10 protein-coding genes are annotated in these 11,537 nt (G+C 73.2%); 5 read left to right on the top strand and 5 right to left on the bottom strand.

Going from position 1 to position 11,537, the window contains the following annotated elements; all coding sequences use genetic code 11:
- Positions 1–121: 121 nt before the first annotated feature.
- The 3 genes from serS (at position 122) to IE329_RS02350 (ending at position 4,413) form a co-directional block, all read left to right on the top strand.
- Entirely contained in the window at positions 122–1,399 is a 1,278-nt protein-coding gene (serS, locus tag IE329_RS02340; RefSeq protein WP_073925050.1) for a serine--tRNA ligase, read from the top strand.
- 67 nt (positions 1,400–1,466) lie between these two features.
- Positions 1,467–2,309 carry an HAD family hydrolase gene (locus IE329_RS02345; RefSeq protein WP_190209073.1) on the top strand — a complete coding sequence of 281 codons (843 nt, stop codon included), beginning with the start codon at positions 1,467–1,469 and terminating at the stop codon, positions 2,307–2,309.
- Between the two features lie 358 nt (positions 2,310–2,667).
- Positions 2,668–4,413, top strand: a complete 1,746-nt coding sequence (locus IE329_RS02350; RefSeq protein WP_190209074.1) for an LCP family protein — start codon at positions 2,668–2,670, stop codon at positions 4,411–4,413.
- Between the two features lie 102 nt (positions 4,414–4,515).
- Here the strand turns inward: IE329_RS02350 and IE329_RS02355 are convergent, their stop codons facing one another.
- Positions 4,516–5,283, bottom strand: coding sequence for a sporulation protein (locus tag IE329_RS02355; RefSeq protein WP_190209075.1), 768 nt, complete (start codon positions 5,281–5,283; stop codon positions 4,516–4,518).
- 334 nt (positions 5,284–5,617) lie between these two features.
- Here IE329_RS02355 and IE329_RS02360 point away from each other — a divergent pair, with 334 nt between their 5' ends.
- A complete protein-coding gene (locus IE329_RS02360) occupies positions 5,618–6,349 on the top strand; it encodes a FadR/GntR family transcriptional regulator (RefSeq protein ID WP_229927110.1) in 732 nt (243 codons plus the stop codon).
- 65 nt (positions 6,350–6,414) lie between these two features.
- Positions 6,415–7,644 (top strand): CynX/NimT family MFS transporter, encoded by a 1,230-nt coding sequence (locus IE329_RS02365; protein WP_190209076.1) that lies wholly within the window; start codon positions 6,415–6,417, stop codon positions 7,642–7,644.
- Between the two features lie 103 nt (positions 7,645–7,747).
- Here the strand turns inward: IE329_RS02365 and IE329_RS02370 are convergent, their stop codons facing one another.
- From IE329_RS02370 to IE329_RS02385, 4 genes are all read right to left on the bottom strand, one after another.
- On the bottom strand, positions 7,748–8,464 hold the full coding sequence (locus tag IE329_RS02370) for an ABC transporter permease (RefSeq protein ID WP_190209077.1): 717 nt from the start codon (positions 8,462–8,464) through the stop codon (positions 7,748–7,750).
- A 121-nt stretch (positions 8,465–8,585) separates the two neighbouring features.
- Positions 8,586–9,503 carry an ABC transporter ATP-binding protein gene (locus tag IE329_RS02375; RefSeq protein WP_190209078.1) on the bottom strand — a complete coding sequence of 306 codons (918 nt, stop codon included), beginning with the start codon at positions 9,501–9,503 and terminating at the stop codon, positions 8,586–8,588.
- Positions 9,504–9,530: 27 nt separating this feature from the next.
- Positions 9,531–10,433, bottom strand: coding sequence for an ABC transporter permease (locus IE329_RS02380; protein ID WP_190209079.1), 903 nt, complete (start codon positions 10,431–10,433; stop codon positions 9,531–9,533).
- Positions 10,417–11,445, bottom strand: coding sequence for an ABC transporter ATP-binding protein (locus tag IE329_RS02385; RefSeq protein WP_190209080.1), 1,029 nt, complete (start codon positions 11,443–11,445; stop codon positions 10,417–10,419). Before IE329_RS02385 ends, IE329_RS02380 begins: the two co-directional genes overlap by 17 nt.
- Positions 11,446–11,537 lie beyond the last annotated feature (92 nt).

Here is an 11,537-nt window from a genome sequence, read left to right on the forward strand (position 1 = left end):
TCCGGCCGCGCCGCCCCGGCCGTGATCCACCGGCGTCCGCGCCCGGCCGGCCGGGCGCCCGCCACCCCCGGCGGGTAAACCGGTACCGATGCCCCGGCCCCGTCCCGGTAGGCTTGCCCCCGTGATTGACCTTCGCCTGCTCCGTGAGGACCCAGACCGAGTGCGCGCCTCGCAGCGCGCCCGTGGCGAGGACGTCGACCTGGTCGACGCCCTCCTCTCCGCCGACGAGCGGCGGCGGTCCTCCGGCACCCGCTTCGACGAGCTGCGCAACGAGCAGAAGACGCTCGGCAAGCAGGTCGCCAAGGCCCAGGGCGAGGAGAAGACCGCCCTGCTCCAGCGCACCAAGGCGCTGGCCGAGGAGGTCAAGGCCGCCGACGCCGAACAGAGCGCCGCCAAGGAGGAGGCCGACGGCCTCGTCCGCCGGCTGGCGAACCTGATCGACCCGGCCGCCCCGATCGGCGGCGAGGAGGACTTCGTCACCCTGGAGGAGATCGGCACCCCGCGCGACTTCGCGGCCGAGGGCTTCGAGCCCAAGGACCACGTCGAGCTGGGCCAGATCCTCGGCGCGATCGACACCGAGCGCGGCGCCAAGGTCGCCGGCTCGCGCTCCTACTACCTGACCGGTGTCGGCGCGCTGCTGGAGCTCGCCCTGGTCAACATGGCGATCGCGCAGGCCGTCGCGGCCGGCTTCACCCCGATGATCACCCCGGCGCTGGTCCGCCCGGCCGCCATGGACGGCACCGGCTTCCTCGGCCAGGCCGCCGAGAACGTGTACTACCTGGAGGACGACGAGCGCTACCTCGTCGGCACCAGCGAGGTCCCGCTCGCGGCGTACCACATGGACGAGATCATCGACGCGGACAAGCTCCCGCTGCGCTACGCCGGGTACTCCTCCTGCTTCCGCCGCGAGGCCGGGACGTACGGCAAGGACACCCGCGGCATCATCCGGGTGCACCAGTTCGAGAAGGTGGAGATGTTCGTCTTCACCACGCCGGAGGAGGCCGAGGCCGAGCACCGCCGCCTGCTCCAGTGGGAGAAGGACTTCCTCAACGCGCTCGACCTGCCCTACCGGGTGATCGACCTCGCCTCCGGCGACCTCGGCTCCTCGGCCGCGCGCAAGTTCGACATCGAGGCCTGGGTCCCGACCCAGGGCAAGTACCGCGAGGTCACCTCCACCTCGAACTGCACCGAGTACCAGGCCCGCCGGCTCTCCATCCGGGTGCGCGAGGAGGGCAACAAGGTCCGCCCGCTGGCGACCCTGAACGGCACCCTGGTCGCCGTCCCGCGCGTGATCGTGGCGATCCTGGAGAACCACCAGCAGGCCGACGGCTCGGTGGTGGTCCCGGAGGCGCTGCGGCCGTACCTCGGCGGTCGCGCGGTGCTGGAACCCGTCAAGTAGCCGGACCGCCGCGCGGCGCCCCCGCGCGGCCCCCGCACGCACGCAACTCCCGGGAGACGCAAGGCCCATGAGCACCACCGACGCCGCCTCCGTCTCCCCCGGTGGCGACCTGCCCTACCGGCTGGTCGCCACCGACCTCGACGGCACCCTGCTGAACACCGCCGAGACCGTCTCCGCGCGCAACCGCGCCGCGCTGGCCACCGTGACCGCCGCCGGGGCCTCGCACGTCATCGTCACCGGCCGCTCGGCCGGCTGGGCCCGCCCGGTCTTCGACGAGATCGGCTACACCGGGATAGCGGTCTGCGGCCAGGGCGCCCAGGTCTACGACGCGGGCGCGCACAAGCTGCTCACCTCGCTGACCCTGGACCGCCGGCTCGCCGCCCTCGCGATCGCCAAGATCGAGGCCGAGACGGGCACGCTCGCCGTCGCCGCCAACCAGGACGGCCTGGACGGCCAGGTCCTGGCGGGCCCCGGGTACGCGCTGCAGATCGGCACCGACCTGCCGGTGGTCGACGTGACCGCCGACGAGCTGCTGAGCACCCCGGTCAGCAAGCTCTACATCCAGCACCCGGGCCTGACCGACGACGGCCTCGCCGACATCGCCCGCCAGGTGGCCGGCGCCCTGGTCGGCGTCGTGATGGCCGGCCCCGGCATCGTGGAGCTGCTCCCGCTCGGGCTGAGCAAGGCCACCGGCCTCGCCGTGGCGGCCCGCCGCCTGGGCCTGCGCGCGGCCGACACCATCGCCTTCGGCGACATGCCCAACGACGTCCCGATGTTCGGCTGGGCCGCGCACGGCGTCGCGATGGCCAACGCCCACGAGCAGCTGCTGGCCGTGGCCGACGAGGTCACCGTGAGCAACGACGAGGACGGCGTGGCCGTCGTCCTGGAGCGGCTCTTCCCCGGAGCCTGACGGCGCGCGATCCGCGGGCACCGGCCCGGCCGCACGGGCCCGAGGGCCCCGGCGGAACCCGGCCGGGCCGGGCCGCGGCGGCCGCCGGGAAACGTGATCGTCACCACCCGGATGCCGGTCTCCCAGGAAGAGTTTGTATGCTCCGCTGAAGCTCCAGCCCCAGGCCGGGGCTCTGTAGGAGGTACCACCGAGAGCACCGCCGGTGCGCTCGGCCGCTCCTGCGATTCTCGTCCGTGCAACCTGGGGGCGTTCTCGATCGTCTCTTTGGGTGCGGTGCTCCTTTGCACACGGCGCTCTCCGGGTGCGGTGCTCCCAGGGGCAGTGCGAGGTGCTGCTTCCGCCGGTGAAAGGTACACGCATGTCAGGCCAGTGGGACGAAAGCCCCTACGGGGGCGACGGGCAGTGGCGTGACGACGGGTCGGACAGTGCTGTGCGCACCACACCGGCCGGTACCGGCGTGCCCGCTCCCAGGCCGGGCGGCCGGGCCGAGGCCCGGCGGGCGGCGCAGGGGCGCGGCGGCCACGGCAAGTCCGGCGGGGGCCGGGCGGCGGGCGGCGGGCGCGGCAGGAAGCCCAAGCGCAACAAGAAGAAGTACATCGCCTGGACCGCGGCCGGTGCCATGGTCCTGATAGTCGCCGCCGGCGGCGCGCTGTACCTGAAGCTCAACGGCAACATCAAGACCTTCGACCCGGACGCGATCAGCGCCGACCGCCCGCCCGAGACCCAGGCCGACGCCAACGGCAACAAGCCGGTCAACGTCCTGCTGATCGGGTCCGACAGCCGCAGCGGCAACAACAGCGACCTCGGCGGCGGCGACGAGGGCGGCGCCCGCTCGGACACCACGATCCTGTTGCACGTCTACGCCGACCACAAGCACGCCGTCGGCATCTCCATCCCCCGCGACGCCCTGGTGACCATCCCCTCCTGCAAGCTCCCGAACGGGAAGTGGAGCAAGGAGCTCACCAACCAGATGTTCAACTCGGCCTTCTCCACCGGCAACTCCGAGGAGGGCAACCCGGCCTGCACGCAGAACACCGTGGAGAAGCTGACCGGCATCCGGGTGGACCACACCATCGAGGTCAACTTCGAGGGCTTCGCCGCGATGACCGCCGCGGTGAACGGCGTGGACGTCTGCCTGCCGAACGCCATCTACGAGAACGACCTGAACGAGAAGCTCCCCAAGAAGGGCGCCGAGGTCTTCAAGAAGGGGCAGCAGACCGTGCAGGGCAAGCAGGCCCTGGACTACGTCCGGCTGCGGCACGGCATCGGCGACGGCTCCGACATCGGCCGGATGAAGCGCCAGCAGGCGTTCATGGGCTCGCTCATCTCCAAGGTGAAGAAGCAGGGCCTGAGCCCGACCACCCTGCTGCCGCTGGCCGACGCCGCCACCAAGTCGATGACCGTCGACCCGGACCTCAGCACCGCGGACAAGCTGCTCTCGTTCGCCCTGTCGATGAAGAACATCGACATGCACGACCTGAAGTTCATCACCGCGCCCTGGGTGTTCAGCACCACCCACACCGGCCGGATCGAGCTGGTCCACCCGGCGGTGGACAACCTGTGGGCGACCCTGAAGGCCGACCGCACCATCGACGGCCAGGACGCCACCGGCCAGCAGCCCGACGCGGCGGCCTCCCCCGCCGCACCGGCCACCTCGGCGCCGCCCGCCGCGGCCCCGGCGGCCCCGGCGGCCGACACCGACGGCACCGGCATCAAGGTCGCCGTCTACAACGGCACCACCGCCTCCGGCATGGCCGGCAAGGCGAGCGAGACGCTCAAGGCGTCGAAGTTCACCGTCACCAAGGTGGCCACCGCCTCCTCCACCACCCACACCACCACCGTGGTGGAGTACGGCCCCGGCATGAAGGCCAAGGCGGACAAGGTCGCGGCGCTGTTCCCCGGCGCCACCACCGTCACCACCAGCGCGGCGGGCATCAGCCTCGTCCTGGGCAAGGACTACGCGGCCGCCAACGCCACCACCGGCACGCCGGGCACCGCCACGAGCCCGACCGAGCCGCCGCCGCTGCCCACCAGCGTCACCGCGGAGGCCCGCTCGGCCGACGACGACATCTGCGCCAACACCACCTACGGCGCCGGCGGCTGATCCCGGCCCCGCCCGGCGACGTCCCGCCGGACGGCAGGAACGGGAGTGCCCGCCGGTCGGTACCGGCGGGCACTCCCGTTCGCCCGTGGAGCCGGGCCGGGCTCAGAGGGCCGCGCGGACCCAGCCGTCGACCAGCGCGGTGAGGTCCTGGCCGGCGGCGGAGTGCTCCACCACGTGGGTCCGGATCACGTCACCGCCGCCGTGGCCGAAGATGCCGCCGCGCTTGTCGGCCTCCAGGACGACCTCCACCCGGTGCGGGTCGGCGATGAAGGTCACCTCGACCGAGTTGCAGGCGTGCGCGTACTGCGGCGCGGCCGAGAACTCGATCTCCTGGTAGAACGGCAGGCTCTGGCCGGTGCCGCGGATGTGGCCGGCCTCCAGGTCCGCGGAGCGGAAGCGGAAGCCGAGCGCGAGGAAGGCGTCCAGCAGCCCGCGCTGGACGGGCAGCGGCTCGACGTCCAGCGGGTCGGAGTCGCCCTTGTCGAGGGCGCCGCTGATGTCCACCTCGGTGCGGACGCCGAGCGCCATGCCGGAGAGCCGCTGCCCGGCGACGGCGGTCACCGGGGTCTCGTACGGCACCGGGAAGGCGAACGGGATGCTGCGGTTCTCGCCGGCGGCGAGGTGCAGCGGCGGGGTGACCGAGAAGCGGGCGAACGGGTACAGCCCGGTGCTCTCGCCCTCCTCGTGCTCGATCTCCACCCGGGCGACCAGGGTCAGCGTGATGCCGGCGATGTCGGCGGGGACGGTGCCGCCGGTCAGGTTGACCTGCCCCTGGAGCAGCCCGCCGGGCAGCACCACGGGGGTGGACAGGACGGTGTCGACGCCGGGGCCGCCGACGCCGAGGGCGCCGAGGAGCTTCTTGAACACCATGCGGGTGCTCTCCTTGGGTGTGGGATCCGCACGGGTGCGGGCTTCGGGGCGGGTACGGGTACGGAATGCGAAACGGGTACGAACGGTGTGAACAGGTACGGCTTCGGGTGGTCACCGGCCCGCCGGTGCGGCCCGGGCCCGCGGGACGCGCGGGCGCTGGTCCGCGTCGGCGGGGCCGATCGGAGGAACGCCACACGGCACCGGGCGGTTCCCCGGCCCGCCGGAAACAGGTTGTAGGATGACCGGACAAGCAGTTGTAGGATGACTGCCGGAGCGACCGCCACCCCACCGGGGCCGGCCCGCGCCACCACCGCGACGACCCCAGGGGACCACCGTGACCAGCGCGAACGACAGTCTGCAGGCCGCCGGCAAGCGTTCGCTCGTGGACGCCACCATCGAGCAGCTGCGCGAGCAGCTCGCGGCCGGCAGCTGGCCCGTCGGCGCCCGGATCCCCACCGAGCACGAGCTGGCCGAACGGCTCAAGGTCGGCCGCAACACCGTCCGGGAGGCGATCCGGGTGCTGGTGCACGCCGGGATGCTGGTCACCCGGCAGGGCGAGGGCACCTTCGTCCGCAGCAGCAGCGACCCGGCCTCCGTGCTGCGGGGCGTCCAGCGCTCCGGCGTCCGGGACGTGCTGGAGGTCCGCGCCGCGCTGGAGACCGAGGCGGCCCGGCTGGCCGCGCTGCGGCACACCCCCGAGGACATCGTCCGGATGCGCGCCGTCCTGGCCCGCGAGGCCGAGGTGATCGCCTCGCACCCCGAGCGGGCCGGTCGCGAGGCCACCGTCGAGCACGACCTGGAGTTCCACACCGCCGTGGTCGAGGCCGCCAACAACCCGGCGCTGACCGAGGTGTACCGCTACTTCGGCGCCTCGGTGCGCGAGTCGATGCGGACCGCCTTCGGCGACCACGAGATGCCCGAGGTGGTGGTCGCCACCCACGAGGCACTGGTGGACGCCATCGAGAGCGGTGACCCGGACCGGGCCGAGGCCGCCTGCCGTGCCCTGCTGGACGAGCCGATCGCCGCCGTCGAGCAGCTCCTCGCCAGCATCGCCGCGCGGAAGTGACCCGAGGGGCACCGCCGCCCCCGACCGCCTCCCCGCCCCCGCAACCTCGGAAAGAGCCCCGTTCCATGGCAGTCACCCGTGCCCGGCAGCCGCTGGTCACCCCCGCGCTCCCCGTCCGCAGCCGGCTCGCCCACCCGGCGCTGCTGCTCACCGGCATCCTGCTGGTCGCCCTCAACATGCGGGCCTGCCTGGCCGCGATCTCCCCGATGGTCGGCGAGATCCAGCAGACCTTCGGCCTCTCCTCCACCGCGAGCGGGCTGATCACCACCGTGCCGGTGCTGTTCCAGGGCCTCGGCGCGCCCCTCACCCCCCGGCTGACCCGGCGCTTCGGCACCGAGCGGGTGGTGCTCGGCGCGGTGCTGGTGCTCGGCGCCGGGGTCCTGCTGCGGGTGCTGCCGTCGATCGCCGCGCTCTACGGGGGCTGCGTGGTGATCGGGGTGGCGATCGCCGTCCTGAACGTCTCGCTGCCGGGCCTGGTCAAGCGGGAGTTCCCCGCGAAGGCGGCCACCATGACCGGTGTCTACTCCACCACCATGCTGGTCGGCGCGACCCTGGCGGCCGGCGTCTCGGTGCCGCTGGAGAAGGCGCTCGGCGGCGGCTGGCAGGCCTCGCTCGGCGCCTGGTCGGTACTGGCGCTGATCGCCGCGGTGGCCTGGCTCCCGCAGGTCCTGCGCTCGCGCCAGGAGCGGGCCGTGGTGGCGGCGGCCCCGGCCGGACGGCCGGTCGACGGGATCTGGCGCTCCCCGCTGGCCTGGCGGATCAGCCTCTTCATGGGCATCTCCTCGCTGCTGGTCTACACCCTGGTCGCCTGGCTGCCGACGATCCTGGCCGACCACGGGATGGACCGCGGGGAGGCCGGCCTGGTCTTCGCGTTCAGCAACCTGGTCCAGGTGGCGGGCGCGTTCCTGGTCCCGCTCGCGGCCGGCCGGATGACCCGTCAGCGCGGCCTGGCGGTGGCGATGGCCGGCCTGAACGCCCTGGGCATCGCCGTCCTGCTGCTCGCCCCGGTCTCCGGCGCGTGGGTGTCGGCCGCCGTCCTCGGGGTCGCCCAGGGCGGTTCGCTGGGCCTGGCACTGGCCTTCATCGTGCTGCGGACCAGCAGCGCGGCGGGCGCCGCCCAGCTCGGCGGCATGACCCAGGCGGTCGGCTACCTGGTGGCGGCGGCCGGCCCGGTCGGCGCCGGCGCCCTGCACCAGCTGACCGGCAGCTGGACGACCCCGCTGGTGCTGCTGCTGGTGCTGGCCGGCGTGGCCGCGGTGGCCGGCTGGGGCGCGGGCCGCAACCGCACGCTCTGAGCGGACGGCGCGCCACCGTCGCCGGCCGTACGGACCTCGGGCCCGGGCAGCACGCCCGGGCCCGCGTCGTTCCCGTGCACCGGAGCGGCCGCCGCCCGCGCCCTCAGTCCTCGGCGGCCAGCGTCAGCCCCGCCAGCTTCACCGAGGCGAGCACGGTGGCCGCCACCGTGACCACCACCAGCAGCGGGACGGCCACGCCCAGCGCCACGTCCGCCGTGATCGCGCCCTCGCCGGCCACCGCCTCGGCCACCGACAGGCCCCACTGCTGCACGCTCAGCGTCCGGGCGCCCTTCACGAAGTTGCCGACCAGGCTCTCCCAGACCAGCGCGTACGCCAGCCCCGCCACCACGGCGTGCCGGGTGACCACGCCGAGCAGCAGGAACAGCGCGCTGTACGCGGCGCCGGAGACCAGGGTGCCGACGGTGAAGGCGAGCGCCAGGTCGTCCTTGGTCCCGTACAGGATCAGCCCCGCGACGAAGGTGGGGACGGCGGCGAAGGCCCAGGTGACCGCGACCGCCACGGCCAGCTTGGTGGTGATGATCAGCCGCCGGGGCAGCGGCTTGGACAGCAGGTAGACGATCGAGCCGTCGTCGATCTCGGTGGCGATCGCGCCGGTGCCGACGACCAGGCCGAGGATCGGCACCAGGGTGCCGAGCGACAGCTGGCCGAGGATCTTGACGGTCAGGTCGTGCTTGTCCCCGTCGGTGTTCGCCGCGATCACCGAGATGATCAGCAGCAGGGCGGGGACGACCAGCAGCAGGAGGCCGCGGCGGCGGCCCAGCAGGCCGCGTACGGTCAGCCTGGCGACGGTCGTGTTCACGGTGATCGGCCTTCTTTCGGTGACCGGGACGGTACCGGGTCGGGGCGGGCGGGCGGCGCCGGGTCCGGCCCGCTCCGGGAGCGGGCCGGCTCAGGGCGGACCGGCGGACGGGCGGACCGGTTCAGGAGGAGACGAGGTAGGAGAAGACGCTCTCCAGCGACTCGTCCGCCGGGGAGACGGTGTACAGCCGGATGCCCGCCTCCCGGGCGACCTTCGGCAGCAGGGTGGTGAAGCCCTGGAAGTTGACCGCCTGGACCCGCAGCGCCTTCTCCTGCCGGTCCAGCTCGATGCCGGCCGTCGAGCCGTCCGCGATCAGCGCGGCGGCGAGCCGGCGGTCGTCGCTGGAGCGGACCAGGTAGCGGTGCGGACGGTCGGTCATCAGCCGGCGGATCCGGCGGAAGTCGCCGGAGGCGGCGTGCCGGCCGGCCACCACGACCTCGATGTGCCGGGCCAGCTGTTCGACCTCCTCCAGGATGTGCGAGGAGAACAGCACCGTCCGGCCGTCGGCGCCGAACCGGCGCAGCAGCTCCATCAGCTGGAGGCGCTGGCGCGGGTCCATGCCGTTGAACGGCTCGTCGAGCAGCAGCACGGCCGGCTCGTGGACCAGCGCCGAGGCCATCTTGACCCGCTGCTTCATGCCCTTGGAGTAGGTGCCGGTCCTCCGGTCCTGGGCGTACGCCATCTCGACCAGGCCGAGCGCCCGGTCGGTGGCGGCGCCCGGGTCGGCCAGGCCGTGCAGTTCGGCGTTGGCGAGGACGAACTCCCGCCCGGTGAGGAAGTCGTACATCGACTCCCGCTCGGGGACCAGCCCGATCTGCCGGTAGACCTCCTGGTTGCGCCAGATCCGGGTGCCGTCCAGGGTGACCGCGCCCGCCGAGGGGGCGAGGAAGCCGCTCATCATGTGGATGAGGGTGGACTTGCCCGCGCCGTTGGGGCCGAGCAGGCCGGTGACGCCGGGGCCGATCGTCATGCTGACGTCGTTGACGGCGACCACGTTGCCGAACCAGCGGGAGACCTTGTCGATGGTGATGGTGCCCATGGCGCCCTCTCGAAGTACTCGGGTCGGTCAGATGCTGCGGTAGCGGCGCCGGAGCAGCCCGTACGAGCCGGCCACGACGACGGCCGCCTCCAGGGCGAACACGGTGACGCCGAGGGTGCCGGGGGCGTGCAGGTCGGCGGCGGAGCCCAGGCCGAAGAGCTGGGTGACCAGGCCCTCCACCAGCCAGCCCGGCGACAGCAGGCCGACCCAGTTCGCGGACTCCGGCGGCACCGGGTTGTCCAGGCCGCCGGCGATGCCGAGGACGACGACCGCGATGCCCTGGCTGACCACCAGGAACCCCATGATCGCCGCGACCCCGAAGCCGCGCCGGGGCGTGCTCGCCGCGATCAGCAGGCCGACCGCCGAGTACACCAGGGCGAACAGCACGGCCGCCGCCAGCCCGTACAGGAAGTGCGCGGTGTTGTGGCCGAAGGGCATCCCGCCGAGCACCGCGCCGAGGTAGAGCACCACCATCGGGGCGGTCATCAGCAGCAGCATCGCGACGACCATCGCACCGAACTTGGCACGGACGTAGTCGCCGCGGGTGATCGGCCGGGAGAAGTACAGCGGGACGGTGCTGTACCGCAGGTCCCGGGACATCAGCACCGGCGCCTGGGCGGCGACGAAGAGTTCCACGACCAGCCCGAGGGCGCTGGGGTAGGCCGGGTAGTCCAGCGGCAGCTCGGTCCGGCCCTGCACGATCGCGAGGGCCACGATGACCACGGCCGGCAGCGTCAGCACGGCCAGCACGAGCATCGGCAGCACCTTGGACCGGCCGGAGCGGCCGAGCCCGTAGGCGGCGCGCAGGCCCTGGGTGAACAGCGAGCGGGTGGCGTAGCCGCGGCCCAGCCGCGGACCGGTGTAGCCGCGGTAGCCGATGTCGTGGATGACGCCGGACTCGGCCGGCCTCGTCTCAGGAGGCAGCGACATCTGCGGTACCTCCCTCGGGTGCGTCCGCCGGCCCGGCGGCCGGCGCCGGGGACTCGTCGGTGAAGATCTCCGCGACCCGGTGCCGGCGCTGTTCCAGCCGGACCAGGCCGAGGCCCAGGCCGGCCACGGTGTCGCGGATCGTGTCGTAGGTGTCGTCGTTCTCGATGCCGACCAGCAGCACCCGGGGACCGTCCGCGCCGACCGTCAGCCCGGCGGCGGCGAGCCGCTCCCGGACGGCGGCGCCGGCGTCGTACGAGGCGTCGTCCGGGTGGTCCGTGACCTCCACCGCGAGCACCTGGGTGGCCTCGGTGAAGGAGGCGGTGGAGGAGGAGCGCAGCAGCCGGCCGCCGTCGATGACCACGAGGTGGTCGCAGGTCCGCTCCAGTTCGCCCAGCAGGTGGGTGGTGACCAGGACGGAGATGCCGAAGTCGGAGTGCACCCGGCGGATCAGGGCGAGCATGTCGTCCCGGCCGACCGGGTCCAGGCCGTTGGTCGGCTCGTCCAGCAGCACCAGCTGCGGGTCGTGGACCAGCGCCTGGGCCAGCTTCACCCGCTGCTTCATGCCCGTCGAGTAGCCGCCCATCGGGCGGTACCGCTCCTCGTACAGGCCGACGTGGCGCAGCGTGTCGGCGGTCCGCTCACGGGCCGCGGCGGCCGGCAGGCCGGCCATCCGGGCCATGTGGACCACGAACTCGGTCGCGGACACGTCCGGCGGGAGGCAGTCGTGCTCGGGCATGTAGCCGACCCGCTCGCGGATCGCCGATCCCTCGGTGGCGATGTCCAGGCCGAGGACCTGTCCGGTGCCGGAGGTGGCCGGGGCCAGCCCCAGCAGGATCTTGATGAGTGTGGACTTGCCCGCGCCGTTCGCCCCGACCAGGCCGACCACCCCGGGCTGCACCTCTACGGTGAGCTGATCGAGGGCGGTGACCCGGGGGAACCTCTTGGTGAGGCCGTCCGTCTTGATGACAGTGGACACGCTCACAAGGTAGTGGCCGGGGGCCGCGCTGGACATGGGCTGGAATGACGACCCTTTGCGGTACTCCGGGATGACGGCGGCTCACCGGTCCCCTAGGGGGCCGGACCGGCACAGGACGGGACGGATCG

Source organism: Kitasatospora indigofera, assembly GCF_014655955.1.
Classification (GTDB): Bacteria; Actinomycetota; Actinomycetes; order Streptomycetales; family Streptomycetaceae; genus Kitasatospora; species Kitasatospora indigofera.

What these genes read in the sequence shown, in the direction of transcription:
- IE329_RS02380 (WP_190209079.1), bottom strand. Translation starts at nt 10,433, where the DNA reads ATGTCGCTGCCTCCTGAGACGAGGCCGGCCGAGTCCGGCGTCATCCAC.
- IE329_RS02365 (WP_190209076.1), top strand. Translation starts at nt 6,415, where the DNA reads ATGGCAGTCACCCGTGCCCGGCAGCCGCTGGTCACCCCCGCGCTCCCC.
- IE329_RS02350 (WP_190209074.1), top strand. Translation starts at nt 2,668, where the DNA reads ATGTCAGGCCAGTGGGACGAAAGCCCCTACGGGGGCGACGGGCAGTGG.
- IE329_RS02345 (WP_190209073.1), top strand. Translation starts at nt 1,467, where the DNA reads ATGAGCACCACCGACGCCGCCTCCGTCTCCCCCGGTGGCGACCTGCCC.
- IE329_RS02355 (WP_190209075.1), bottom strand. Translation starts at nt 5,283, where the DNA reads ATGGTGTTCAAGAAGCTCCTCGGCGCCCTCGGCGTCGGCGGCCCCGGC.
- IE329_RS02385 (WP_190209080.1), bottom strand. Translation starts at nt 11,445, where the DNA reads ATGTCCAGCGCGGCCCCCGGCCACTACCTTGTGAGCGTGTCCACTGTC.
- IE329_RS02375 (WP_190209078.1), bottom strand. Translation starts at nt 9,503, where the DNA reads ATGGGCACCATCACCATCGACAAGGTCTCCCGCTGGTTCGGCAACGTG.